This window comes from uncultured Mycobacterium sp. (assembly GCF_964249325.1).
Classification (GTDB): Bacteria; Actinomycetota; Actinomycetes; order Mycobacteriales; family Mycobacteriaceae; genus Mycobacterium.
On the sequence record NZ_CAXUCH010000043.1, the window covers coordinates 1 to 25846 of the forward strand.

The following is a 25846-nucleotide window of genomic DNA, read 5'->3' on the forward strand; positions in this document are numbered from 1 at the left end:
ACCGCCAGCGGTAAGCCGATCAGCGTCAACCACTTCGAGATAAGGAGATACACAAATGACCACCCGCTTTATGACCGACCCGGACCAGATGCGTTCCATGGCAGGGCGTTTCGATGTGCACGCCCAAACGGTCGAGGACGACGCCCGCAAGATGTGGGCATCCTCGCTCAATATCGCCGGTGCCGGCTGGAGCGGTAGCGCGCAAGCTACCTCTTACGACACCATGGCGCAGATAAATCAGGCGTTCCGCAACATCGTCAACATGCTGCACGGTGTTCGCGACGGACTGATCCGCGACGCGAACAACTACGAGCAGCAAGAGCAGGCGTCCCAGCAGATCCTGAGCAGCTAGCACGAAAGCCGTTAGGAGACAACAATGACTATCAACTATCAGTTCGCCGATGTCGATGCCCACGGCGCCACGATTCGGGCCCAGGCCGCGGCGCTGGAGGCCGAGCACCAGGCGATCATCCGTGACGTGCTGGCCGCCGGCGACTTTTGGGGCGGCGCCGGATCGACCGCTTGCCAACAGTTCATTACCGAACTGGGCCGCAACTTCCAGGTGATCTACGAGCAGGCCAACGCCCACGGCCAAAAGGTGCAAACCGCCAGCAGCAACATGGCGAGCACCGACAGCGCCGTCGGGTCCAGCTGGGCCTAACCACTAACGCAGGCCACCAACGTGGTGGTTCGGTAATCGGCTCATCTCGTTCTACGCGCTGCCAGCTAGCTGCCAGACTGGCGGTCGTGCTGAAATCGTCGCGGGGTTCGATCTGTGACGTGCTGCCCGCAGCGGCGGCACTGCTCGGGGTCAAAGGCGCGGTTGACGGCATCGCGCTGTCCGAGTGGGTCGGCGAGGTGCGTCGGGTCGCGGTGGTTCTGGTCGACGGCATGGGCTGGCATCTGCTGCCCGAGTTGGCCGCGGACGCGCCGCTGCTCGCCGCGGTGCTGGCGGGCGGCGCAGACCGGCTTGATGAACTGGTCTGCACGTTTCCTTCGACGACGCCGACGAGCCTGGTGTCCCTCACGACCGGGGCGCAACCGGGCGAGCACGGTGTCTTGGGCTTCACGGTCAAACTGCCGCACACCAACCGGGTGCTCAACCACATCGTGTGGCGCGACGACCCGCCGCCTTCCCAATGGCAGCCCGTCCCAACGTGGTTCGAGCGGCTCGACCGAGCCGGGGTCAGCACGCGAGCCGTGCTGCCAGCGCACTTTATCGGCAGCGGACTCACCGAAGCGGCGTATCGAGGTGCGCTATTCCGCCCGGTCGGCAGCGACGACGACTACGCCGGGCAGCTGGGCGAGGAAATCCGCGCGGCGCCGGGATTGATCTACGGCTATACCGCCGCACTGGACACCGCGGCACATTTGTTCGGTGTCAGCTCGCCGCAATGGCACGCCGCGGCGGCAGACGTCGACACGCTGCTGACGCGGCTCGTCGAGCAGTTGCCGTCTGATGCGGCGCTGCTGGTCACCGCCGACCACGGCGGGATGAACGTCGCACCGGAGGCACGGGTGGACCTCGACGCCGACCCCCGGCTGGTAGCGGGTGTGCGGGTGATCGCCGGTGAGCCGCGGGTGCGTTACCTCTACACGCAACCGGGGGCGGCATCTGACGTGGTGGCGGCGTGGAGCGAGACGCTGGCTGGGCGGGCACAGGTGTGCAGCCGCGACGACGCCGTGGCGGGCGGGCTGTTCGGCCCGGTGCGCCCGGAGCATCTGGCCCGCATCGGCGACGTCGTCGTCACCTGCGCCGGCGACACGGCGGTGCTGGCGAGCGCCCACGAGCCACCCGAGGTGGCTAACCTGGTCGGTTTGCACGGTGGGGCCAGCCCGGCTGAGATGGCGATTCCGCTCATCGCCTTCCGCGGTTGACGGCAGCGCCGGCCGTCTACCTGCAAAGAACTCGCAACGATCCGTGCGAATCGCCTGCATGACGCTTCTGAGTCGCTTACCGTTTGCGCGGCCGGGATTTCTATGCACCGTGGGGGACGCGACATGGTGGAGGGCGCGCAGCGCCAGTCGTTGTCATCACGAGTGCGCAGTGCGTTGACGCCAGCCGAACGGGCCCGTTTGGGGGCGATGTTCGCGGTGATCGTCGCACTGCACTTGATCGGTTGGCTGACGCTCGTCATGGTGGTCGAGCCCGCACATTTCAGCCTCGGCGACAAGGTGTTTGGCATCGGCATCGGGCTGACGGCCTATACCTTGGGACTGCGGCACGCGTTCGACGCCGACCATATCGCCGCCATCGACAACACCACCCGCAAGTTGATGAATGACGGGCAGCGGCCACTCGGCGTCGGCTTCTTCTTCTCACTGGGCCATTCGTCGGTCGTCTTCGGGTTGGCGGTGCTGTTGGCGCTCGGAGTGAAGGCGATCATCGGTCCGGTCAAGCAGGGCTCCTCGGCGCTGCACCACTACACCAGCTTGATCGGCACCAGCGTCTCGGGAGCGTTCCTCTATCTGATCGCCGTCATCAACGTCGTCATCCTGGTCGAGATTCTGCGCGTGTTCGCGCGGATGCGTCGCGGCCACTATGACGAGGCCGAACTGGAACAACAGTTGAACAGCCGCGGGTTGCTCAACCGGTTGCTTGGTCGCTTCACCAAATCGGTCACCAAGTCATGGCACATGTATCCGGTTGGCTTCTTGTTCGGACTCGGATTCGACACCGCTACCGAAGTCGCCCTGCTGGTCTTGGCGGGCAGCAGCGCTGCGGCCGGCGTGCCCTGGTACGCCATCCTGTGTCTGCCCGTACTGTTCACCGCCGGGATGTGCCTGCTGGATACCATCGACGGCTCGTTCATGAACTTCGCCTACGGTTGGGCGTTTTCCAACCCGGTGCGAAAGGTCTACTACAACATCACGATTACCGGGTTATCGGTCGCGGTGGCGCTCCTGGTCGGCAGCATTGAACTCCTCGGCCTGTTGGCCGATCAGCTCGGTTGGAGCGGCGGATTGTGGGAGTGGATCGGCGGCATCGACCTCAACATGATCGGTTTTGTCATCGTCGCGATGTTCGTCCTGACTTGGGCTGTGGCGCTGCTGGTATGGCGCTATGGCCGCATCGAGGAGAAGTGGAGCATGCCGGCGGACCGCGGCTGACGGACATTGCCGAGCTGTGTTCGAGCACCGAATCCGACCAATTGGACCGTATCGTGGGCACCTCACCTGACTGGTTCTATCATCGGCAAATGTCCACGGTTGGGCGGCTGGCGCTGGCGCTGCTGCTGGACCTGCTGCTGGTCGTGGCGTTGCTGATCGTGGGCGTAATGGCCCACTCGCTGAGTGTGCTGGCCGCAGGCGTCGACTATCTGGCCGACGGGGCCGCGATCGCCCTGTCGCTATTCGCCATCCGCCTGACGCGCCGGGAGGACCGTGAGCGTCCAAACCGATACCCCAGCCCTCTGCTTGCGGCATTGGTCAATGCCGGATGGCTGCTGATCCTCAATGTCGGCATTGTGGTCGCCGCAGCGCAGCGCCTTGCCTCGGGCGCCACCAACGTACACGGCGCGCCGGTGCTCATCGTGGGTGCGGTGGCCGCGGTCGTCATGCTGATCGCCACGCTGATCGTCGGAGCAGACGTCGACGATGGGAACGGCCGGGAAGACCTCAACCTCAAAGCTGTGCGCCTCGATATCGCCGCGGATGCGGCGGCCGCCGCCGGGGTAGCGGTCAGCGGCGCGGTGATCCTGGTAACCCGCAGCTGGGACTGGCTCGATCCCGCTGTGGCGCTCACCATCGCCGCGGTGGTCGGCTACCACGCCGTCAACTTGATCGCACGTGTCCTGATTGCGCTCAGGACGCCGTCGGCCCTGAGCGGTAAGGCCGCAGGCTCATAACCGTGTGAGAGGCATCGGCGTCTAACCGCGGTACGGGCTTCTCAGCCGACTAGCTTATGAATGAGCTATGAATGTTTGTCGGCATCCGGTCGAGCACCGGTTGGCGCTACTACAGTTTGGGGCACCGTGAAGATCAGCGACGCCCACAACCCGCCGCGGTCGCGATCGGCGATCGCGATCGTCGCGGCGGTCTGCATGTTCGCCGCCATCTTCGGAGGTTGGCTGTTACGGGTCGAGCTTGCGACGCCTGCCCAATCGGACGCCTCCCCACTGGCCGCTGCCGGGACCGACCAGCCCCAGCTTCACCAGCAACCCTCCTCGCCGACAAGCCAGACGGCATTCAAGTCGGCACGTATACAACGCAACCGGCCACCGACGTCGTTCGGGTTGATCCCCTCGTTGCGGGAATGGCCGTTACCTGGTCCGGTAACCGCGTCGAGCGCGGACCTGGGCGGGGCCCGTCCTCGCGCGCGGGTAGCTGCCTGTGCCGGTCAAGATCTGCTAACCCAGCTCTGCATCGCCCTTCGCTGATCGATTAGCGCTAGCCGTTGTCGGACGTGACGACGGCCAAGCGAGCGCTGCCCTGGTAACGCGTCGGCGCGATGTCGTCGCCGGCGTCGAAGCGACGAGCAGACCAAAGATCGGCTGAATCGGCGCGGACAACTGAGCGCTGTTGGCATTCGGTGACCCAACCACAGCGATCTCAGGCCTGCCAGTTTGCCTAACCCCATGCCATTGAGGAGATTCCATGTTTTCAGTCACCATCCCCCCGGAAGCGCCAGCGGACGCGCCGGGCATAGCCCCGGTGCTCACGGCAGAGGTCTAGCGATGGACTACGGGACATTGCCTCCGGAAATCAACTCTGCACGAATGTATTCTGGTCCCGGCTCCGGACCGATGTTGGTCGCGGCCGCGGCCTGGGACGACTTGGCCGCCAATCTCGACGCCGCAGCAGTCGGCTACGGATCGGTGCTTTCCGGGCTGGTCAGTGGGTCATGGCAGGGGCCGTCGTCGCATTCCATGACGACCGCGGCCGGACCATACGTGGCGTGGCTGCACACCACCGCCGCACAGGCAGAGCAGACGGCCAACCAGACCCGAGCGGCCGCGAGCGCGTACCACACCGCATTCGCGATGACCGTGCCACCGCCGTTGATCGCCGCCAACCGCGCTCAGCTGATGTTGTTGGTCGCAACAAATGTTCTGGGCCAGAACAGTCCTGCCATCGCCGCCACCGAGGCCCAGTACGACGAGATGTGGGCCCAGGACGCGGCTGCAATGTACGGCTATGCCGGCTCGTCTTGTGCTGCCTCGGCATTGACGCCGTTCACTCAGCCGCCACCCACCACCAACCCGGCGACCGTGGCCAGCCAAGTCGCTGCTGTCGGGCAGGCAGTGAATACGGCGGCGGCCACCCAGACGCAGGCGACGCTGTCTCAGTTGACCTCCGCGGTACCGCAGGCGCTGCAGAACCTCGCATCGCCGATCTCGTCCAACTCGTCGTCGGCCATATCGGCGGTGAACACCCTGAATACGCTTTCGATGCCGGTGCGGACCGCCGCGTATCTGGCGAATACGCCGATATCGAGCATTAATTCGCTGTTTTCCCTTGGCAAATCGGTAGGGGCGACGAGTACCGTGGCCGCCACGGGCGTCAAGGCGGCGGAATCCGGCATAGCGCGCGGCCTCGGTTCGTCCTCGGGTGCGCTCGGCTCGGCCGCCGGCCTGGGGTCTGGTGGGCCGGCGGTGAGTGCGGGTCTCGGCCGGGCGGTTTCGATTGGCCCGCTGTCGGTGCCGCAGGGGTGGGCCGGGGCTGCGCAGGCCGGTGCGGCCGCTCCTGCGACTTTACCGGGAGCCACGGTCAGCGCCGCCCCGGCAAACGGGCCGGCCGTCGTACCGCCCGTGATGCCGATAGGCAGTATGGGCGCACGCGGTTTCAACACGCCTCCTTCCCAATATGACCTGCGGCCCACCGTGATTCCGCGGTCGCCGTCCGCCGGATGAGGGTCAGCCGCAGTGAAACAGCGACATGAAGCCGAAGTCCATGTGCAGTTGCTGGTGACAGTGAAACAGCGACAAGCCGGGTTGGTCAGCGACGAAGTCGACGTCGATGCTCTGGTAGCCGCCCAGCATCGCTACGTCTTTGCGCACGCCCGCAGTTGGCGTGCCGGCGACGTTGGTGATTTCAAAAGTATGCCGGTGCAGGTGGATCGGGTGGATGTCGTCGCTCGCGTTGCATACATGCAACCGGTAGCGCTTGTGCCGCTGCAATTCGATCGGTGGTTGCTTCGACGCCATGGTGAATCGTTGACCGTTGATCGTCCATACGTTGAAGCTGTTGTCCGCGGCGTTTTGCTTTTCAACGAACATGTCGATGACGTGATCGGGTACGGCGGCGCGGGCCCCGGGTTGCGCGAACAGCCGGTAGTCCCACTGAAACGGCGGCGGCGGCGCCCACTGCGGGGCACCACTCTGTCGCGCGTATTCCACCACGATTCCCATGCCGCCGTGCCGGTCATCATCGAGAAGATCGCCGAGTAGCCACACGCCGGGCTGATTCATTGTCACCGCGGCCGATATTCGTTCACCGGCGCCCAGCCACAACACCGGCACGGCAACGGATTTCGGGACCGGGTTGCCGTCAAGCGCCACCACGGTGAACGTGTGCCCGGGCAGCGCCAGGCTGCGCTCCTCGGTGGCGCTGCCATTGAGAACATGGAGCAGGACACGTTCACCGGCCTTGACCCGGATCGGTTCGCCCGCGCCCAGCATCCGCCCGTTGATGCTGAATGCGTCGTAGCCCACTTCGTATCCGGGTGGCATGCCGCTGCCGAGCGATCGCGCCATCGCCGCTTCGCCGATCTCGCGAAGATGGGCATCCTCGTCGCCGGCCAGGAAGCGCTGCTCCATTTCTTCGCCGCGGGTCAGGGTGGGCTCAAATTCCTTCAGCGTCAGGAACACTTCTTGGTCGTATGCTCCGGGATGCTGGCGCGGTTCGATGTAGACCGGACCGACCTGACCGGAGTACTGTGCGCCGGCCAGATCCGCGCCCGCAGTCAGGTGGGTGTGGTAGAAGCGGTAGCCCGCAGGGCCGGGCGTGAAAGCCAGCCGCCGCATGCCATGTGCCGGGATATAGGGTGTGCCCTCTTCGGCGGCACCGTCCACGTCGACGGGCACCGTCTGTCCGTGCCGGTGCAGCTGTTCGGGTGTGCCGGTGTCGTTGTAGACGTCGATCACCGTCGGCTTGCCTTCGGTGAAACGCACCAGCGGACCGGGAAACTGCCCGTTGTATGTCGTGGTCGTCATTACCCGGCCGGGGGCCAACTCGACCGGGCCGGCGGCGATCCGCAGCGTGTAGTCGGGTTTGCCGCTGGGCCGCGATTGCCATGGCGCAGCACACGCCGAGCCAGCGACACCGGCCAGCGCCAGCCCCCCGTATTTCAGAAAACCGCGCCGATCGAGCGTCATTGATGCACCCGTGACTCCCTAGAGCCCTTCGGCAAGCTCTTGCACCGACGCGCCTTTCACTGGCTCAGTCGCCTCCGACGGTGCTCACTCGCGCACCGGCATACGCCCGCGCCGCGTCCACCACCGCGGCGAATAGTCGCAGATCATCCAAACTCTCCTCCGGATGCCACTGCACGGCCACCACGAATTGCTTGCCAGCCAGCTCGAGTGCCTCCACTACGCCGTCGGCGTCCCACGCGCTGACCACCAAGCCCTCGCCGACCTCGGCGATGGCCTGATGGTGATAGCACCGCGCATTGCAGGACTCCCCCAACAGTGCCGCCAGCCGGGTGCCGGGCACAGTGCGCACCGGCAATGTCGTGAACACCGCGTTGCCGGCCCGGTGCCCGCTGTGCCCGATGACGTCGGGCAGGTGCTGATGCAGGGTTCCGCCGAACGCGACGTTGAGCACTTGGGCGCCACGGCAGATCCCCAACACCGGCAACCCTCGTCGCAGCGCCGCGTCGAGCAGCGCGAACTCCCAGGCGTCGCGATCGCGACCCGGCTCCTCGGTGGCCGGATGCGGCGCCTGGCCGTAGACACCAGGGTCGATGTCCTTACCGCCGGTGATCACTAGAGCGTCCAGGCCATCGAGCACGCGATCGGCGATCTCGGCGTCGACTGGCTGCGGCGGCAACAACACCGCCACACCGCCGGCCAGCGTGACGCCCTCGAAGTACGTGGCCGGCAGAAATCCGGCGCGCACATCCCACACCCCGGTGTGCGCCTGGTCCAGATAGGTGGTCAAGCCCACCATCGGCCCGGGCAATCTCGAGACGTTCAAAACCGCGCTTCCCCTCGTTGGTGTCCACCACGCTGAACGCCGCCACCTGGGCGCTGTTCGGACAGTGGGTCACAGCGTCCCGTGCCTAGCCGCCGCACGTGTCCGCTGTTTGCATTCATCGTATTTCGCTAAAGCGCAGGCCTCTTGCCATGCTGGAACCGAGACCGACGTTCTGGTGGGGGTGGCGTGTTCAGAAGGTGTGGGTTCGCAGCACGATCTCGGCAGTCAGTTGCGCCGTTGCTTCGTGAGCGTTGCGCCGCCCCAGCAGTTCGACGATGCGGTAATCGGCGTAGACGTATCGCTGGCTGGCCTTGGCCACCGCCCGCGCCGCGGGTGTGCTGAACAGGGCTGTGGTGTTGATTTCCACAGGCGGGCAATCCTCGTCGCGGATGACGCCGTTCAGATCGGCCACGCGTGGATGTCCACGGTCGATGGCCACCAAACCGGTGAAGCGGTCCAGCCGGGTCGCCGCCAGTTCCCACGCGACTTCCCCGCCGGTGCGGTCGCCGACCACCACCCCCCACTGGATGTCGAGCGCGTCGAGGAGGCCAACCACCGACTTGGGCGTCAGCCTCGGGTCGGGGCCGACGACAATGGTCCGCAGCGAAGCGGTATGCAGGCGCTCGCACACCGCGTCGTATGCGGCGACCGCGCGTTGAGCGGCGCCAAGCAACACCACGACGGAACCCTTGTCTGGACCGGTCACGCTGACCGGGATGGGGAAGCCGTCGATGGTGGTCATCATCATCGAGGGCACTTGAAGCAAGTTACGTCATTCGGATCGTCCGCGGGCCGTTTCTCTCGGGTCTCTCAGGGCAATATCCGGCTCTCGCTTTGAGTGAAACTCTCATATGCCTATGGGGCACTGGCGTATTGGCAGTCGCGGCAGAGCTATTCGACCAGGCGCGAGACAATGCGTGGGCGCGGCGGTGACCCACCGTCGAGCAGGTCGATGATGGCATCGATGTCGAGGTGTGCGGCCAACAGATCAGCCATCAGATCCAGCTGCGCATCCCGGCGCGCCGCGACGTCGACGTCATCGGCAACCGCGAACCCGTGGCGGCCAGCCGCCCTCGCAGCGGTCGTCAACCACTGCCGGCGCAAGGCGTCGTTGTCGAGCAGGCCGTGCCAGTGAGTGCCGAACACGTGATCGCGTCGATAGCCTTGCGGGCATCCGTCTGCCTCGAACCATGCCGGCTCCGAACACCGCCGCAACCGGCCATGGTGGATTTCGTAGCCGGTCAGCGGTGACTGCCAACGGCGCAGCACCTTGTCCGGCCCGAACACGACGTCGGCGTCGAGCAGGCCGAGCCCCCCGACCCGCCCCGATTTCGTTTCCACCGGGTCGTCGATGGTCCGGCACAGCATCTGGAAACCGCCGCAGATACCCAGCACCACGCGGCCGGAGTGAGCGTGGGCGACCACAGCGTTGGCCAGCCCCCGGTCGTGCAACCAGCGCAGATCAGCCACGGTGGCCTTGCTGCCGGGCACCACGATCACGTCGACGTCGGCCACGTCGGCGGGGTCGGTGGCCCAGTGCACCAGCACGCCGGGTTCGCAGGCCAGCGCCTCGACGTCGGTGGAGTTGGAGATCCGGGGTAGGCGCAGCGCGGCGACCCGCAGCCATTGGCGCCCGCGCGCCGGTTGCGGGATGCCCAGCACCCGGTTGGCCTGCACCGACACCGAGTCCTCGGCGTCGAGCCAGAGCTCTTCGGCGTACGGCAGCACGCCGTAGGTGGGTCGGCCGCTCAGCTGCGCCAGTTGCCGCAGGCCGGGCTCCAGCAGGGCTGGGTCGCCGCGGAATTTGTTCACGATGAACCCGGCGATAAGTGCCTGATCTTCCGGCTCGAGCACCGCTACCGTGCCGAACAGATGCGCGAGGAGTCCGCCGCGGTCGATGTCACCGACCAGGACCACCGGCAGGTTTGCCGCCCGGGCTAGCCCGAGGTTGGCCAAATCCGTTGCGCGCAGGTTGATTTCAGCAGGCGAGCCTGCGCCCTCGCAGATAACCGCGTCGAATTCGGCTCGCAGGCTGGCCAAGTCGTCGACGACGATGCTCAGCAGCCGGTCGCGGTGCGCGAGGTAGCCGGCGGCGGTGACGGAGTCGGCCACCCGTCCGCGGATCACCAGCTGTGAGGTGCGCTCGCTGCCGGGTTTGAGCAGGATCGGGTTGAACCGGATGCTGGGTTGCAGGCCGGCGGCCCGGGCTTGCACCGCCTGTGCCCGGCCGATTTCGCCGCCTTCCACGGTGACCGCGGAGTTGTTCGACATGTGCTGCGCCTTGAACGGTGCGACACGTAACCCTTTGCGGGCCAGTAACCGGCACAGGCCCGCAACGACGATGGATTTGCCGGCGTCGCTGCTGGTGCCGGCCACCAGCAGGGCCCCGCTCATCCGGCTGTGCGGCGATTGTGCGGATTCGTACGCGACACGCCGCCGCGGCGCACCAAACCGCACAGTCGCGCAGTACTCGTCACAGCTGGGTCAGGATTTCGGCGCCGCTGTCGGTGACCAGCAGCGTGTGCTCGAACTGCGCACTCCACTTGCGGTCTTTGGTGACCACAGTCCATCCGTCGTCCCAGATTTCGTAATCCAACCCGCCAAGGTTGATCATCGGCTCGATGGTGAACGTCATCCCGGGCTCGATGACCGTGGTGACGGCGGGCTGGTCGTAGTGCAGCACCACCAGGCCGTTGTGAAAGGTGGTGCCGATCCCGTGACCGGTGAAGTCACGAACGACGTTGTAGCCGAAGCGGTTTGCGTACGACTCGATCACGCGGCCGATGACCGACAAAGACCGGCCGGGTTTGACGGCCTTGATTGCGCGCATCGTCGCCTCGAGGGTGCGCTCGACCAGCAGCCGGTGCTCCTCAGAGACATCGCCGGCCAGGAAGGTCGCGTTGGTGTCCCCGTGCACGCCGTCGATGTAGGCGGTGACGTCGATGTTGACGATGTCGCCGTCCTCGATCACCGTCGAGTCCGGAATGCCGTGGCAAATCACCTCGTTCAGCGACGTGCAGCACGATTTCGGGAAGCCCTTGTAGCCCAAGGTCGACGGGTAGGCGCCGTGGTCGACCATGTAGGCGTGCGCGATCCGGTCCAGTTCGTCGGTCGTTACTCCCGGCGCGACCGCTTTGCCCGCCTCCGCGAGCGCGCCGGCCGCTATCTGGCCGGCGATCCGCATCTTCTCGATCACCTCGGGTGTTTGCACCCACGGCTCGCTGCCCTCGCGCGCGGTCGGCTTGCCCACATATTCGGGGCGTGGGATCGACTTAGGCACCGGGAGTGTCGGAGACAGCACGCCGGGCGACAGCGCGGTGCGAACAGGCATGTCGCCAGCTTAAGTCAAGCCTTCGCCCCGCGACGATGCGCCGGACAGCTATAACGAGCCGGACGATCAGCGTCGACGGCGACGCAACGGCGACTTGCGCGGGCCGCGGATGACGACCGAGCCGCATACCACCCGGCCTGTCAGCACCACGTGCGGATTGCCTTCGGCCGGCGCGTTCTTGCGGCGGTCGACAGCACTTCCGCCATATACCTCGACGTCGTCGATCGAGGCGCTGGCGCCGTCGGGCAGGCGGATATCCACACCGCCGAATTTCATGTCGAGTTCGATGACCACCACCGGTCCCGCGAACCGCGCTTTGACCAGGTCCAGTTCGACCGGGCCCAGGCGGCGCACCAGTGCCAACCGGGTCGGCACGACCCACTCACCGTGACGCCGCAGCGAGCCCAGCCAGCCGCGCAGCTCGACCCGGTCGGCCGCCGACGTGACGATCGCCCCGGGACCCGGCAGGTCACCGACGAGGCCGTCGAGCTCGCCGCGGGTGCGGGCGTACGACACCTGCGAGGAGCGTTGCTCGAATTCGTTGATGTCGATCAGGCCGAGCGCAACGGCGTTGTGCAGCCGGCGCAGCGTGCCGTTGCGGTCGGCATCCGAGATCCGCAATTCTGCCAATTCGTCCGGGCGGGCCATAGCGGTTTCAATGTACCGCCGCCCGCGCGTAATCGGTGATGGCGCAAAGTTCCGGATCGTCAGGTCAGGTAGTCGGCGGGCAGCTGGTCGAACATGAACTTGGTCATCCGCACCGCGTACTCCGAACTGCCGCCCCCGACGATCAGCGACGCGAACGCCATGTCGCCGCGGTAGCCGGCGAACCAGGAATGCGATCCGCCGGGGAACTCGGCTTCCCCCGTCTTACCGAACACCGCACCGCTGCCGGAGATGTCGGTTGCGGTGCCGTTGGTCACCACCAGCCGCATCATCGGGCGCAGGCCGTCGAGCATCTTGGGGGTGATCGGCGTGCTGTCACCGCTGACCTTCGTCGGCCGGCCCTCGATGAGTTGGGGCAGCGGTGTTCTGCCGGCCGCCACGGTGGCGGCTACCAGGGCCATGCCGAATGGGCTGGTCAGCACCTTGCCTTGGCCGAATCCGTCTTCGGTGCGTTCGGCCAGATCGACCGTCGGCGGAACCGAACCGGTCACGGTGGGGATCCCATCTACTTCGTAGTCGAGGCCCAGGCCGTAATGGGCGGCGGTCTGCGTCAGCCCACGCGGTGGCAGCCGGCTGGCCAGCTCGGCGAACGTGGTGTTGCACGAACTGGCGAACGCCCGTGACATCGGCACCACGCCCAGATCGAATCCGCCGTAGTTGGGAATGGTGCGATGGCCGATGTCGATCTGGCCCGGGCAGCCCAACAGCGTGTTCGGGGTGGCCATGTCGCGCTCGAGCACTGCACCTGCGGTCACCATCTTGAAGGTTGACCCGGGCGGGTACAGGCCGGTGGTGGCGACCGGGCCGTCGGCGTCGGCGGCGGCGTTCTGCGCGACGGCAAGGATCTCCCCGGTCGACGGCTTGATCACCACGATCATCGCCTTGCGGCCCTGGTTGTCCACCGCGTGCTGGGCGGCGTTTTGCACCGCACGGTCCAGGCTGACCGTGACTGACGGCGCCGGCGAGGGCTCAACCTCGTGAAGGACGGCCACGTCGACGCCGTTCTGGTTGACGCTGACCACCCGCCAGCCAGCCTGGCCGTCGAGTTCGTCGATGACGGCTTTCTTCACCTCGTTGACGATTGCCGGCGCGAATCGGTCATCGGTCGGCAGCAGTTCGGCCTGCGGGGTGATCACCACGCCGGGCAGGTTGCCGATGGCGGGCGCGACGCGGTTGTTGTCGTCTACCCGCAGCGTGATCAGATCCAACGGCTTGGGCGACGAGCTGGCCTGCTCGGCCAGGAGCTGGGGGTCCAGCGTGTCGTCGAATGGTCGCAGTACATCCGCGACAGCACGGGCTGTGCTGATCAGCTCGGTGCCGGCGCGGCTCGCGTCCAGTGTGTAGTGATAGAGGTAGCCGGGCGCCAGCACGTCGGTGCCGCCTGCCTCGTTCACCGCGGCACGCCGCGGCGGGTCGGCGCGCAGCGCGAATGTCTGATGTTCCCCGAGCTTGGGATGCAACCCGGTGGTGGTCCAGCGGACCTGCCAACGGCCCTCGTCGCGCGCCATCTTGAGCTGGCCGTCGTAGGTCCAGGTCCGGTTCTTGGGCAGATGCCAGGTGTAGCGGTAGGCCACCGTTCCGGTGTCCTCGGTGTACTTGGCGCCAAGCACCTGCGCGTCCAGATGCGTCGCCTGCAGCCCGGCCCAGGCGGCGTTGAGCGCTGCCCGGGCGTAGCTGGGGTCGTCGGTGAGCTGCGACGCGCTCGCGGTATCGCCGCTGGACAGGGCGGAAAAGAAGTGCTCCGCGGCGGGCCCGGGGCCATCTGGGCGCGGGGTACACCCCGGCGCAGCGACCGCCGCGACCAGGCCCAAACCCGCAATCGCTGATGCCAATGTGGTTGAAGTTGCCATTGTGGCTGATGTTAAGAGCTGTGCTGACCAGACTGGCGATGCCACACCGAGACCGAACCGTGATGGGCGACTGCTGCCAAATCTGAGGATCGTCGAGCCTGTAGTTGTCGCGTTAGCTACTCGCACTTTTCCGCGCCACCTAAAGTTGCGGCGCAAACCAGCCGCGCGCGGCCCGCCTCAGTCCAACAGCACGGTGGCGAAGGTGCCGACTTCCCGGAAGCCGACGCGGGCGTAGGCGGCGCGGGCCACGGTGTTGAAGTCATTGACGTAGAGGCTGGCGATGCGTCCGGTGCCGACGATCACCGCCGCCAGGGTCGCGGTCCCTGCGGTGCCCATGCCCTGGCCGCGGCGCTCGGGGTGAACCCAAACCCCCTGTATTTGGCCCACCGCCGGCGACTGCGAGCCGACTTCTGCCTTGAAGATCACCTCGCCGCGCTCGAAACGTGCCCAGGCGCGGCCCGCCGAGATCAGGCTCGCCACTCGGCGGCGATACCCCCGACCGCCGTCGCCGAGCCGCGGATCGACACCGACCTCGCCGATGAACATGTCGACGGCCGCCACCAGGTACGCGTCGAGCTCGTCTGGCCGCACCTGGCGCACCTCGGGATCGATCCCACAGCTGGGCATGGTGCTCAAAGCCATCAAGGGTTGGCGGTCACGCACGTCGCGAGCCGGGCCCCACGTGCTCTCGAGCCGCCGCCACATCGGCATCACCAGCTCGGCCCGCCCGACCAGCGACGAGCAACGCCGCGAGGCACTCATCGCCTCGTCGGCAAACGCATGCAAATCGGCCAGCCCGCCGCGCAGCGGAATCAGGTTGGCGCCGGCGTAGCACAGCGATTCGTCGGCGCCACGCCGCGTCCACAGTTCGCCGCCGATCGAATGGGGTTCGATGCCGTGGTCGGCGACGCGCGCGGCGACCATGCACGATCCGACGGGATCCTGGGCGAGCACCCGAGCCACGGCAGCGGCGTCGCGCACCACCGACACCCGCCGCTCGCCGACCAGGCGAAAGATGGGCGGAGCCGACATGGTGAGTCTTTCTGTGGCGCCAGGTGAGCCGAACGGCCGTTATCAGCTTACGGTGACAACAGGTGAACCGCTCGTAGTTGTGTCCGCCTGCGAGCCCATCTGGGACGCCAGCCGCATGGCTTCTTCGATCAGCGTCTCGACGATCTGCGACTCCGGCACGGTCTTGATCACCTCGCCGCGCACGAAGATCTGACCTTTGCCGTTGCCGGACGCCACACCGAGATCGGCCTCGCGGGCCTCCCCCGGACCGTTGACCACGCAGCCCATCACCGCCACCCGCAGCGGCACCTCGAGCCCGTCTAGCCCGGCGCTGACCTCGTTGGCCAGCGTGTAGACGTCGACCTGGGCGCGACCGCACGACGGGCAGGACACGATCTCCAGCGAACGCGGCCGCAGGTTCAGCGATTCGAGGATTTGGTTGCCGACCTTGACTTCCTCGACCGGCGGCGCCGACAGCGATACCCGGATCGTGTCGCCGATGCCCTTCGACAGCAACGCGCCGAAGGCCACCGCGGATTTGATGGTGCCCTGAAACGCCGGCCCAGCCTCGGTGACGCCGAGGTGCAGCGGGTAGTCGCACTGGGCGGCCAGCAATTCGTATGCCGCCACCATCACCACCGGGTCGGTGTGCTTGACGCTGATCTTGATTTTGCCGAAGCCGTGCTCTTCGAACAACGAGGCTTCCCACAGCGCCGACTCGACCAGCGCTTCGGGTGTCGCCTTGCCGTGCTTCTCCAGGAACCGCTTGTCCAGCGACCCGGCATTGACGCCGATCCGGATCGGGACGTCCGCGTCGCCGGCGGCCTTGGCGACCTCGGCGACCCGGCCGTCGAATTCCTTGATATTGCCGGGGTTGACGCGCACTGCCGCGCACCCCGCCTCGATCGCGGCGAAGATGTAGCGCGGTTGGAAGTGGATGTCAGCGATCACCGGGATCTGGCTGTGTCGCGCGATCTCGGCCAGCGCGTCGGCGTCCTCCTGCCGCGGGCAGGCCACTCGCACGATGTCGCAGCCGGCCGCGGTCAACTCCGCGATCTGCTGCAAGGTGGCGTTGACGTCGTGAGTTTTCGTGGTGCACATGGACTGCACCGAAATCGGGTACTCGCTGCCGACCCCCACATTGCCGACCATCAGCTGGCGCGTCTTGCGCCGAGGCGACAACGTCGGTGGCGGTGATGCCGGCATTCCTAAGCCGATTTGTTGGTCAGGGGGCATGAGCGCCGCTCCTCCTCATCGCTTCGCTGAAGCATCGTCGCCGGCGCGGGCCATCGATTTCTCCTACTGGAACAGCCTGATCGGGTTGACCAGATCGGCGGTCACGGTCAGCAACCTGTAGCCGACCACCAGCACCAACACTACGTAAGTTGCCGGCATGAGTTTGAGATAGTTCACCGGCGCGGCCGCGACCATGCCGCGGGCCGAGCGAATCATGTTGCGGATCTTCTCGTAGACCGCGATCGCGATATGCCCGCCGTCGAACGGCAGCAGCGGCACCAGGTTGACCGCACCCAGGATGAAGTTCAGCTGGGCCAAGAAGAACCAGAACGCCACCCACAGCCCGTGGTTGACGGTGTCGCCGCCGATGATGCTGGCACCGACCACGCTGATCGGCGTCTCGGGGTCGCGCTGGCCACCGCCGATGGCATGCACCAGCGCCCCGACCTTGGTCGGGATCGCGGCCAGCGCCTTGCCCAGCTCGACGGACAGGTCGCCAGTGAAGGCGAAGGTGGCGGGCACCGCAGTCAGTGCGTTGTACTGCGTGGGCGGGTAAGTCTTCGGCGCAACACCGATCATGCCGACTTTCGACGGTGTGCCGTCGACCCAGCGCTGCGTGGGTACGACGGTGACGGGCAGGGTGAGCGTTTTGCCGTCGCGCTCGATGACGAACGGAACTGTGCCGTGAACCTTGCGCACCGCGGCGGCCATCTCGTCGAACGTGTGCACGTCAGTGTTACCGACTTTGACGACGACGTCGCCGGCCCGGATGCCGGCGGCGGCCGCCGGGCCGGGGTCGGTGCACTGCGCGAACTGTCCCTTCGTCAATTCTGGTGGAACACAAGCGGTTTCGCCCACCACCGCCGCAGTGGGCGGATGCAGGTTGGGCAGGCCCCATGCCACGGCGATGACATAGATCAGCAGCAGCCCGATGAGGAAGTTCATCCCGGGGCCGGCCAGCAACACCGCGCTGCGCTTCCAGGTTTTCTGCTTGTACATGGCGCGCTCGCGTTCGTCGGGCGCGAGTTCTTCGACCGCGGTCATCCCGGCGATGTCGCAGAAACCGCCGGCCGGAATGGCCTTGAGGCCGTATTCGGTTTCCCCGCGCCGAGTCGACCACAAGGTGGGGCCGAAGCCGACGAAATAGCGGCGGACCTTCATCCCGGTGGCGCGCGCCGCCCACATGTGGCCGCATTCGTGCAGCGCCACCGAGATCAAGATGGCAACGGCGAATGCCACGATGCCGATCACGAACATCATCGGGTAGGTGCGACCTCCTGCGTGGCCCGATCAATGAGACGCCTGGCCTTATGCCGGGCCCAGCGCTGCGCGTCGAGTACGTCATCCACGGTAGCGGGTGCATTACTCAGATGAGGGGCCCACTCGTCGGCGTCGGCGAGCACGTCGGCGATCGTGCGCACGATCGCCGGGAAGCTGATCCGCCCGCCCAGGAATGCCGCCGCGGCTTCTTCGTTGGCCGCGTTGTACACCGCGGTCATGCAGCCGCCGGCCCGGCCCGCGCGGCGGGCCAGCTCGACGGCCGGGAACACGTCGCTGTCCAGCGGCTCGAACTCCCAGCGGGACGCGGTGGCGAAGTCGCAGGCGACGGCAGCGCCGGGCACCCGGTCGGGCCAGCCCAGTGCCAAGGCGATCGGCAGTTTCATGTCCGGGGGGCTGGCCTGCGCGATCGTCGATCCGTCGGTGAACGTGACCATCGAATGCACGATGGACTGCGGGTGGACGACGACGTCGATGCGCTCGTAGGGGACGCCGAACAGCAGATGGGTTTCGATCAGCTCAAGTCCCTTGTTGACCAGCGACGCGGAGTTCAACGTGTTCATCGGGCCCATGGACCAGGTCGGATGCACCCCGGCTTGCTGCGGCGTGACGCGCTCGAGCTCGGCGGCCGACCAGCCGCGGAACGGGCCGCCAGAGGCGGTGAGCACGATTTTGGCGACCTCGCCGACCGTGCCACTGCGCAGGCATTGGGCCATTGCCGAGTGTTCGGAGTCGACGGGCACGATCTGTCCCGGCTTGGCTGCCTTGAGCACCAGCGGACCGCCTGCGACCAGCGATTCCTTGTTGGCGAGCGCCAGCCGGGCGCCGGTGGCCAGCGCGGCGAGTGTGGGCTTTAGGCCCAGCGCCCCGACCAAGGCGTTGAGCACGACGTCGGCCTCGGTGTCCTCGATCAGCCGGGTGACGGCGTCGGCTCCCCGGTAGGCGACGTCGCCGAGGGCCTCGGCCGCCCGTTCGTCGGTGACCGCGATATGGGTCACGCCGGTCTCGGCGCGCTGCTGCGCCAGCAGCTCTGGACGCCCGCCGCCCGCCGCCAGGCCGACCACCTGGAAGCGGTCCGGGTTAGCGGCGACGACCTCCAGGGCCTGGGTGCCGATCGAACCGGTGCTGCCCAGCACCAGGACTTTAATGCGGCCGCTGGTCACCCACTCATTGTGCCGTGTGCCTGCACCGCCCGGTGGATGTCGACGTCGCCGGAGGCGCTTCGCACCCGCACCAGCAGAGTCTCGTCGGCCGCATTCGGTCCATCGGACGATTGCAGCCGGTTGGTGACGACGCCTGATGCGGTCATGATGTCGAGCTGAGCCGCGGTGCCCTCCGGTATGCCGATTTCGACATCGCCGCTGGCGGTGTGAGCAACCACCGCACCGCTGACCGCGGTGGCGATCCTCGTCGAACCGGATGAGGTTTCCGACTTTGCGTTGCCACGTACGCGGTCCAGGGTCAGCGAGCCGCTGGCGGCCCGGAACTTCACGTCGCCGTCGAGCAGGCCGACTTCGACATCGCCTGACGCGGTAGCGGCGTTAAGCCGGCCGGTGATCGACTGCAACCCGAGGTTGCCGCTGGCTGAGGCGAACCGGACGTCGGCGAGGTCGCCCTCGGCGTGCACGTCGGCGGATGCCACGGACACCTGTGCGCTGGAATGCGACGGCAGTTCGACGAGGATGTCGACGACACCCATGCGAGCACCGAGGAAGCCGTGTTTTGCCGGTGCGACAGCCAGTTTGCCGTTGGCATAAGAGATCCGGGCCTGTTCGGCGGACCGGACGTCGGCTTGGCGGGAGGGATCGTGCGGGCGGACCTCGACGACGGTGTCGTCGCGGTCGGTCGCGATGAGCCGGATCGAACCAGCAGCGGCTTGAATGCTCGCCGTGATCGGTTGCGGGGTGTGAAAGGTCGGCATCGGTTCTCCTCTGGTCGGTTTCAGCGCACCCAGCCGGTGACGTGGTGACGGGTGGCGCTCGGAGGTTGGCGGGTGGATTGCGCGGCGGCCGCGGCCGCGCGTACCAGCCAGCTGTTCAGCGACGACCCGTCGCGGCGAGCGGCGCCCTCGACAGCCGCCCGCAGTGCTTCCGGCAGTCGCAAGGTCACCCGCCACGTGCCGCCGCCGTCGTCGTCGACGGTAAGGAACGGGTCTTCGGCGGGCTCCTCGTCGAGCGGGTCGCTGACGATGAACTCCGGTTCCCTGCCACGCAACCGGACCTCCACCGAGCGGGGAGCCAGCTCGCGGGTGATTTCGTCGGCAGCCGCCGACAGGGCTTCCAGCAGCGCCAGCCGCATTGCCGGCTCCAGCGCAGCGCTAAGCCGACCAGCGAAGGCTTGGGCCTCCGGTCCAGCGGCCGCGGCGGCGACGTCGAGCTCGTGTCGTACCGCATCGACATACGGCTGCAACTCCATAGTGTCATGATGACACCGGTTGACGTCATATCAAGCGTCATTTTGGTGCACGAACCTATCGCGTGCTGCGTCGGCCGATCGGGGATATGCCAGAATGGCCGCAAATAACCGCCTAGCGCCAACCGAGCCGAAGGAGTCGCCGTGGTCAGTACCGAGGTGGAGCGTCGCATCGAGGTCGACACCGCCGAGGTGCCATCCGCGGCGTGGGGCTGGAGCAAGATCAATCACCGGACGTGGCGCATCACCGGTCTGGTCGTCGTCGTGTTCCTGTTGGCGATGCTTCGAGGCAACCACGTCGGCCACATCGAGGACTGGTTCCTGATCGCGTTTGCCGCAGTGACGCTTTTTGTCGTGGTGCGCGACTGGTGGGGCCGCAGGCGCGGCTGGCTTCGCTAGCGATCAGCCCTCGGCGGCCAATTGGCCACAGGCGGCGCTGATTTCGCGACCCCGGGTGTCGCGCACAGTGCAGGAGATTCCCCGGCTGCGCACCCGCCGCACGAACTCCCGCTGCACGGCTTTCGGGCTGGCGTCCCACTTGTTGCCCGGCGTCGGGTTGAGCGGGATCACGTTGACGTGCGTCAGCCGGCCCAGCGCCCGATCCAGCCGCTCGCCCAGCAAATCTGCCCGCCATGGCTGGTCGTTGACGTCACGGATCAGCGCGTATTCGATCGACACCCGCCTGCCGCTCATGTCGGCGTAGTACCGGGCGGCGTCGAGCGCCGCGCCGATCTTCCAGCGGGTATTGACCGGAACCAGCCTGTCGCGCAGCTCATCGTCGGGCGCGTGCAGCGACAGCGCCAGCGTCACCGCGAGCCGCTCGTCGGCAAGCTTGCGGATCGCCGGCGCCAGACCAACCGTCGACACCGTCACCGACCGCGCCGATATCCCGAAACCGGACGGCTCGGTGATGCGGCGCACCGTGGCTACCACCCGCGCGTAGTTGGCCAGCGGCTCCCCCATGCCCATGAACACCACGTTCGACAACCGCTGACTAGGGGGGCCGAAGTCGTCGCGCAGCGCCGCCGCCGCGGCACGCACCTGTTCCAGGATCTCGGCGGTGGACAGGTTGCGGGTCAGCCCGCCCTGTCCGGTCGCGCAGAACGGACACGCCATACCGCAGCCCGCCTGCGAGGAAATGCACACCGTGTTGCGCTGCGGGTAGCGCATCAGCACCGACTCGAACGTGGTGCCGTCGCTGGCCCGCCACAAGGTCTTGCGGGTTTGGCCGGCATCACACGCAATGTCGCGGACCGCGGTCAGCAGCTGGGGGAAGATGGCGGCCGCAACCTGGTCGCGAACGGCTGCGGGCAGATCGGTCATCTGGCGCGGGTCGGCGATCAGCCGGCCGTAGTACTGGTGGGCCAGCTGCTTGGCGCGATACGCCGGCAAACCGAGCTCCGTGACGGCGGCGACCCGCCCGGCCGCGTCGAGGTCGGCGAAGTGCCGCGGCGGCAACCCGCGCCGAGGAGCGTCGAACACCACTTGCTGCGTCATGATCACGCTCCAGTGTGACGGCCCGGCGGCGAGCGAAGCCAGCCGTAGCCTCCGGGCGCAGGCCCGGCGTGGTCATCAGCGGCGAACCGGATCGGGTCACCGCGTTGTTCGTCGCAGTCTCAGGGCAGCATCGTCAGCACGATCCAGGCCACCACCGCTGACGGCAGGAATCCGTCGAATCGGTCCAGGACTCCCCCGTGACCGGGGAGCAGGTTGCCCATGTCCTTGATGCCCAGATCGCGCTTGACCTGGGATTCCACCAGGTCGCCCAGCGTGGCACTGACGACCAGGGTCAGGCCCAGCAGCGCCCCGATCCACCACGGCTTCCCGGCCAGGTACGTCACGCTCAAGGTGGTCGCCGCCACGCCTAGAATCAGCGAACCGACCAGGCCTTCCCAGGTTTTCTTCGGGCTGATCGCCGGCACCATCGGATGCCTGCCGAACAGCACGCCCGCGGCGTACCCGCCGACGTCGGAGCTGACCACGCCGACCGCCAGCGAGAAGACCCGACCTGGGCCGTCGTGCTGATAGACCAGCAGCGCCGCGAACGAAGCGAACAGCGCAACCCAGGCAGCCAAGAAGACGGTCACCGACACGTCGCGCAGATAGTTCGCCGGAGGGGCTTCTGTATCGCTCGACGCCGTTCGGCCGTGCGGGCTCAGCAACCGCCACATCATGCAGACCACGACGGTGCCGCCGAAGCCCGCCAGGGCGCCGCCTGTCCCGAAGGGCCAGGTCAGCCACAGCGTGGCTTGGCCGCCAACCAGCAGCGGAAGGACCGGGATGACATACCCGGCGGTGCGCACCCGCCGGTGGACCTCCAGTGTGCCGAATAGCACACCGGCAGAAAGGATGCCGACGAACGCATATCGCGCGTACACCAAGCTGGCGACGACGCCGCCGCCGAGGACCGCACCCACTAGGATCGCGACGGGTAGATTGCGGCCGGCCCGGGAGGTCTTGTCGTGCGGGCCGCCTGCGCCGGTATCAGTGTCTGTCACGGACATAGGTTGCTGAGCGGCCGCTAGACCTCCAGCAGCTCGCCTTCCTTGTGTTTGACCAGTTCATCGACCTGCGCGACGTACTGATGGGTTGTCTTTTCGAGGTCCTTCTCGGCACGGGCGACCTCGTCCTCGCCGGCCTCGCCCTGTTTGCGGATACGGTGCAGTTCTTCCATGGCTTTACGGCGGATGTTGCGGATCGAGACCCGGGCATCCTCTCCTTTGTGCCTGGCTTGCTTGACCAGCTCGCGGCGGCGCTCTTCGGTCAGCTGCGGGACGGCCACCCGGATCAGGGTGCCGTCGTTGGTGGGGTTCACGCCCATGTCGGAGTTGCGGATAGCTGTCTCGATGGCGTGCAGCTGGTTAGCCTCGTACGGTTTGATGACGACGAGCCGGGCCTCGGGCACGTTGATGCTGGCCAACTGGGTGATCGGGGTGGTTGCGCCGTAGTAGTCGATCGTGATCCGAGAGAACATGCCGGGGTTGGCCCGGCCGGTGCGGATGGTCGCCAGGTCGTCGCGGGCCACCGAAACCGCCTTTTCCATTTTCTCCTCGGCGTCGAAGAGAGCCTCTTCTATCATCTGCGCCGCTCCTTCTCATCGTCCCCTCGCAGGCTGGGGGCCCGCGCGCTCTGCGTCGTCGTCGGCGGGGATCATCTGCGCCGCTCCTCTTCATCGCTACGCTCTGCATCGCCGCCGGCGCGGGCCCCCGTTACGTGGTGACCAGCGTTCCGATCTTCTCACCCGCGACCGCGCGGGCGATATTGCCGTCGGTCAGCAGGTTAAAGACCAGGATCGGCATGCCGTTGTCCATACAGAGGCTGAACGCGGTGGCGTCGGCCACCCGCAGCCCGCGGTCGATGACCTCGCGGTGGCTGATCGCGGTGAGCAGTTCGGCGTTCGGGTTGACGCGGGGATCCTCGGCGAAAACCCCGTCGACCGCTTTGGCCATCAACACCACGTCCGCGCCGATCTCCAGCGCCCGCTGCGCGGCGGTCGTATCGGTGGAGAAGTACGGCAACCCCATACCGGCGCCGAAGATCACCACCCGGCCCTTTTCCAGGTGCCGGCGTGCCCGCAGCGGAATGTACGGCTCGGCGACCTGACCCATGGTGATAGCTGTCTGCACTCGGGTGACAATGCCTTCTTTCTCCAGAAAATCTTGCAGCGCAAGGCTATTCATGACGGTGCCGAGCATCCCCATGTAGTCGGATCGGCTACGTTCCATGCCGCGCTGCTGCAGCTGCGCGCCGCGGAAGAAGTTGCCGCCGCCGATGACCACTGCGACCTGCACGCCGTCGCGGACCACTTCGGCGATCTGACGGGCGACCTGGGACACCACGTCGGGATCCAGGCCCACCTGCCCGCCGCCGAACATTTCGCCACCGAGCTTGAGTAACACCCGCGAGTACTTCGGCCGACTCGACGGCTGGCCGCCCTCCGGCGGGTCTGCGTGTACGCCGTTGGTGCCCGTCGGCTGCGGCTCGCTCATCAGACTCCTCGCATAAGAGCGCCATCCCAGTTTTGCGCCGAATGTGAAACCAGGGCGAAAAATGTGCCGATATTTCGCCGTGGCTGCACGCCCGGCGTCCAACTTAGTACCCCTGTGCTGTGCCGTTGCCGAGGCAGACCAGTGCCGAGGTGCTCACCGTGTCGCGGTCGAGGATGTTGCGAGTGTCGAGTACGACGGCGCCGCCGGCGGCGCACCGCGCGATCGAGTCCCAGTCCAACTCGCTGAACTCCATCCACTCGGTCAATACCAGGATGGCGTCGGCGTCTTTGGTGGCGACGTAGGGATCACGCGCAATGGCCACCGGCAGCTCGGCGCCGTCGATGTTGTCGAGGCGGGGATCGTAGGCGGTGACCTGCGCGCCGGCCTCGTGCAGCACGGTGCAGATCGCGACCGCCGGCGAGTCGCGGATGTCGCTGGTGCCGGCCTTGAAGGTCAAGCCGAGCGCGGTGATCTTCAGTTCGTCGAGCCGACGGTGCAGCAGGCGCCGCAGCGTGGTGGCGATGCGCTCGGCCTGTGCGAAGTTTGTGCGCCGCGCAGCCTCCACCTCACGCAGCGCAACATTGTGGGCGCGGCCGGTGTGCAACAGCGCGGCGGTGTCCTTGGGCAGGCAGGAACCGCCCCACCCCGGTCCCGGCGCCAGGAAGTGTCGGCCGATCCGCTCGTCGGCGCCCATGCACCCGGTGACATCGCCGATGTCGGCACCGACCCGGCCGCATAACTCGGCCAGCGAGTTGACGAACGACAGCTTGACCGCCAGAAAAGCGTTGCTGGCGTACTTGGCCAGCTCCGCACTTTCCAGACTCATCCCCAACACCGTGTCGGTGTCCCCGGCGTATAACTCGGCGACTCGTGCAGCGGCGTCGTGCTGTTGCGCGTCGCCGGTGGCGCCAACCACCACCCGCTCTGGATGGCAGAAGTCATGCACGGCGTGACCTTCGCGCAGGAATTCCGGATTGGCGACGGTCTCGATGCCGCGAGCGCCGAGCAGTTCGCTGAGCCGACGGCAAGTGCCCACGGGCACAGTCGACTTCACCGCCACCACGCAACCGGGGCGAAGCACGTCGGCCAGTTCGGTCACCGCGCGTTCGACCGCGCGCAAATCGGCGCCGCCGTCCTCGTTGGTCGGCGTCGGAACGCAAACTAACGCCACGTCGCATTCGTGCAAACCGTCGTAGTGACACGTAAAGCGCAAATCGCCGCGGCGCATGCCGCTGCACAACAGCTGATCCAGGTCCGGTTCGTCGATCACCGACCGGCCGCGGCGCAGCTGGTCGACGCGGGCAGGATCGTTGTCGACGCACACGGTGTCGATTCCCTTGGCGGCCAAGCAAACCGCGGTGGTCAAGCCGACGTAGCCGGCGCCGACGACTCCGACTTTGATGCGCTTCGCGGCAGCGCTGGCGGGCCGGATGCTCATGCGCACTCCGCAAGCAGTCGGCGGGTGGCGTCGATCACCCGCGACGGGGTGATCAGCAGCAACCCAGGGTGTGGGCGGTCCCCGTGCGGGTCGCCGCGGTCACCGGCCCATACCGTGATGTGCCGTCCCGCGCCGCGGGGCCCCCACCGGCTGGGCGGGGTGGGCCCGAACAGCAGCACCGACGGTGTCCCGGTGGCGGTGGCGATGTGACCGACACCGGTGTCCCCGCACAGCAGTAACTGGCAGTCACTGATCAGCGCCACCATGCCCAGCACGTCGAGTTGTCCGGCCAGCACCGCGGATTGGTCCAGACGAGCTTGTGCCGCAACGCTTTCCGCGAGGGCTCTCTCGGCGGCCGATCCGGTCACGACGACGCGGTGCCCGGCGGCGGTGAGCGCCGCGGCCACGGTCGCGAACCGGTCAGCGGGCCAGCGGCGTGAGGGTGCCGCCGCACCCGGGTGGATGACCACGACGCCGTCCCGGCGCGGGTATCCGT

Annotated in this window: 27 protein-coding genes; 7 read left to right on the forward strand and 20 right to left on the reverse strand. The window is 67.0% G+C overall.

The genetic code is table 11. The features are described from left to right. The first annotated feature begins 55 nt into the window (after positions 1-55). From ACFE99_RS08080 to ACFE99_RS08100, 5 genes are all read left to right on the forward strand, one after another. Positions 56-352, forward strand: a complete 297-nt coding sequence (locus ACFE99_RS08080; protein ID WP_375484115.1) for a WXG100 family type VII secretion target — start codon at positions 56-58, stop codon at positions 350-352. Positions 353-376: 24 nt separating this feature from the next. Further along, positions 377-661: a WXG100 family type VII secretion target gene (locus ACFE99_RS08085; RefSeq protein ID WP_375484117.1), complete on the forward strand. Its 285-nt coding sequence runs from the start codon at positions 377-379 to the stop codon at positions 659-661. An 86-nt stretch (positions 662-747) separates the two neighbouring features. Beyond that, entirely contained in the window at positions 748-1878 is a 1131-nt protein-coding gene (locus ACFE99_RS08090; RefSeq protein ID WP_375484119.1) for an alkaline phosphatase family protein, read from the forward strand. Positions 1879-2001: 123 nt separating this feature from the next. Then, a complete protein-coding gene (locus tag ACFE99_RS08095) occupies positions 2002-3111 on the forward strand; it encodes a HoxN/HupN/NixA family nickel/cobalt transporter (protein WP_375484167.1) in 1110 nt (369 codons plus the stop codon). Between the two features lie 89 nt (positions 3112-3200). Further along, positions 3201-3848: a cation diffusion facilitator family transporter gene (locus tag ACFE99_RS08100; protein WP_375484121.1), complete on the forward strand. Its 648-nt coding sequence runs from the start codon at positions 3201-3203 to the stop codon at positions 3846-3848. 65 nt (positions 3849-3913) lie between these two features. On the opposite strand, the gene ACFE99_RS08105 is transcribed toward ACFE99_RS08100, so the two are convergent. After that, complete coding sequence (locus tag ACFE99_RS08105) at positions 3914-4057, reverse strand: hypothetical protein (protein ID WP_375484123.1); 144 nt, start codon at positions 4055-4057, stop codon at positions 3914-3916. 619 nt (positions 4058-4676) lie between these two features. On the opposite strand from ACFE99_RS08105, the gene ACFE99_RS08110 reads away from it, so the two are divergent. Then, positions 4677-5852, forward strand: a complete 1176-nt coding sequence (locus ACFE99_RS08110; RefSeq protein ID WP_375484125.1) for a PPE family protein — start codon at positions 4677-4679, stop codon at positions 5850-5852. A 3-nt stretch (positions 5853-5855) separates the two neighbouring features. Here ACFE99_RS08110 and ACFE99_RS08115 read toward each other — a convergent pair whose 3' ends face one another. From ACFE99_RS08115 to ACFE99_RS08175, 13 genes are all read right to left on the reverse strand, one after another. Next, on the reverse strand, positions 5856-7316 hold the full coding sequence (locus ACFE99_RS08115) for a multicopper oxidase family protein (protein WP_375484127.1): 1461 nt from the start codon (positions 7314-7316) through the stop codon (positions 5856-5858). A 64-nt stretch (positions 7317-7380) separates the two neighbouring features. Continuing rightward, positions 7381-8112, reverse strand: a complete 732-nt coding sequence (locus ACFE99_RS08120) for a gamma-glutamyl-gamma-aminobutyrate hydrolase family protein (RefSeq protein WP_375484129.1) — start codon at positions 8110-8112, stop codon at positions 7381-7383. Between the two features lie 217 nt (positions 8113-8329). Beyond that, positions 8330-8881: an alpha/beta fold hydrolase gene (locus ACFE99_RS08125; RefSeq protein WP_375484169.1), complete on the reverse strand. Its 552-nt coding sequence runs from the start codon at positions 8879-8881 to the stop codon at positions 8330-8332. Positions 8882-9030: 149 nt separating this feature from the next. Then, the gene (locus ACFE99_RS08130; RefSeq protein ID WP_375484131.1) at positions 9031-10533 is read right to left on the reverse strand and encodes a cobyric acid synthase; all 1503 of its coding nucleotides are present in this window, start codon (positions 10531-10533) and stop codon (positions 9031-9033) included. Positions 10534-10612: 79 nt separating this feature from the next. After that, positions 10613-11470, reverse strand: a complete 858-nt coding sequence (map, locus tag ACFE99_RS08135) for a type I methionyl aminopeptidase (RefSeq protein WP_375484133.1) — start codon at positions 11468-11470, stop codon at positions 10613-10615. A gap of 66 nt (positions 11471-11536) precedes the next feature. Then, positions 11537-12118, reverse strand: a complete 582-nt coding sequence (locus tag ACFE99_RS08140; protein WP_375484136.1) for a DUF1707 domain-containing protein — start codon at positions 12116-12118, stop codon at positions 11537-11539. 59 nt (positions 12119-12177) lie between these two features. Then, entirely contained in the window at positions 12178-13986 is a 1809-nt protein-coding gene (locus tag ACFE99_RS08145; RefSeq protein WP_375484138.1) for a penicillin-binding transpeptidase domain-containing protein, read from the reverse strand. Between the two features lie 177 nt (positions 13987-14163). Beyond that, positions 14164-15018 carry a GNAT family N-acetyltransferase gene (locus tag ACFE99_RS08150; protein ID WP_375484140.1) on the reverse strand — a complete coding sequence of 285 codons (855 nt, stop codon included), beginning with the start codon at positions 15016-15018 and terminating at the stop codon, positions 14164-14166. A 42-nt stretch (positions 15019-15060) separates the two neighbouring features. Then, on the reverse strand, positions 15061-16233 hold the full coding sequence (ispG, locus tag ACFE99_RS08155) for a flavodoxin-dependent (E)-4-hydroxy-3-methylbut-2-enyl-diphosphate synthase (RefSeq protein WP_375484142.1): 1173 nt from the start codon (positions 16231-16233) through the stop codon (positions 15061-15063). A 63-nt stretch (positions 16234-16296) separates the two neighbouring features. Next, on the reverse strand, positions 16297-17493 hold the full coding sequence (locus tag ACFE99_RS08160) for an RIP metalloprotease (protein WP_375484144.1): 1197 nt from the start codon (positions 17491-17493) through the stop codon (positions 16297-16299). Then, positions 17490-18674: a 1-deoxy-D-xylulose-5-phosphate reductoisomerase gene (gene dxr, locus ACFE99_RS08165; RefSeq protein WP_375484146.1), complete on the reverse strand. Its 1185-nt coding sequence runs from the start codon at positions 18672-18674 to the stop codon at positions 17490-17492. The genes ACFE99_RS08160 and dxr overlap by 4 nt, the downstream gene beginning before the upstream one ends. Further along, on the reverse strand, positions 18671-19432 hold the full coding sequence (locus ACFE99_RS08170) for a DUF4097 domain-containing protein (RefSeq protein WP_375484148.1): 762 nt from the start codon (positions 19430-19432) through the stop codon (positions 18671-18673). Before ACFE99_RS08170 ends, dxr begins: the two co-directional genes overlap by 4 nt. 20 nt (positions 19433-19452) lie before the next feature. Next, positions 19453-19926 carry a histidine kinase gene (locus ACFE99_RS08175; RefSeq protein ID WP_375484150.1) on the reverse strand — a complete coding sequence of 158 codons (474 nt, stop codon included), beginning with the start codon at positions 19924-19926 and terminating at the stop codon, positions 19453-19455. Between the two features lie 141 nt (positions 19927-20067). Between ACFE99_RS08175 and ACFE99_RS08180 the strand changes: the two genes are divergently transcribed. Next, positions 20068-20322: a DUF2631 domain-containing protein gene (locus ACFE99_RS08180; RefSeq protein WP_375484152.1), complete on the forward strand. Its 255-nt coding sequence runs from the start codon at positions 20068-20070 to the stop codon at positions 20320-20322. Positions 20323-20325: 3 nt separating this feature from the next. On the opposite strand, the gene rlmN is transcribed toward ACFE99_RS08180, so the two are convergent. The 6 genes from rlmN to ACFE99_RS08210 form a co-directional block, all read right to left on the reverse strand. After that, complete coding sequence (gene rlmN, locus ACFE99_RS08185; protein WP_375484154.1) at positions 20326-21420, reverse strand: 23S rRNA (adenine(2503)-C(2))-methyltransferase RlmN; 1095 nt, start codon at positions 21418-21420, stop codon at positions 20326-20328. A gap of 119 nt (positions 21421-21539) precedes the next feature. Continuing rightward, complete coding sequence (locus tag ACFE99_RS08190) at positions 21540-22421, reverse strand: phosphatidate cytidylyltransferase (protein ID WP_375484157.1); 882 nt, start codon at positions 22419-22421, stop codon at positions 21540-21542. Positions 22422-22444: 23 nt separating this feature from the next. Further along, positions 22445-23002: a ribosome recycling factor gene (gene frr / locus ACFE99_RS08195; protein WP_375484159.1), complete on the reverse strand. Its 558-nt coding sequence runs from the start codon at positions 23000-23002 to the stop codon at positions 22445-22447. Positions 23003-23132: 130 nt separating this feature from the next. Then, positions 23133-23912: a UMP kinase gene (gene pyrH, locus ACFE99_RS08200; RefSeq protein ID WP_375484161.1), complete on the reverse strand. Its 780-nt coding sequence runs from the start codon at positions 23910-23912 to the stop codon at positions 23133-23135. Positions 23913-24015: 103 nt separating this feature from the next. Further along, positions 24016-25350, reverse strand: coding sequence for a UDP-glucose dehydrogenase family protein (locus ACFE99_RS08205; RefSeq protein WP_375484163.1), 1335 nt, complete (start codon positions 25348-25350; stop codon positions 24016-24018). Then, the coding region (locus ACFE99_RS08210) for a glycosyltransferase family 9 protein (protein ID WP_375484165.1) at positions 25347-25846 on the reverse strand (500 nt) is incomplete at its 5' end. The genes ACFE99_RS08205 and ACFE99_RS08210, both read right to left, overlap by 4 nt.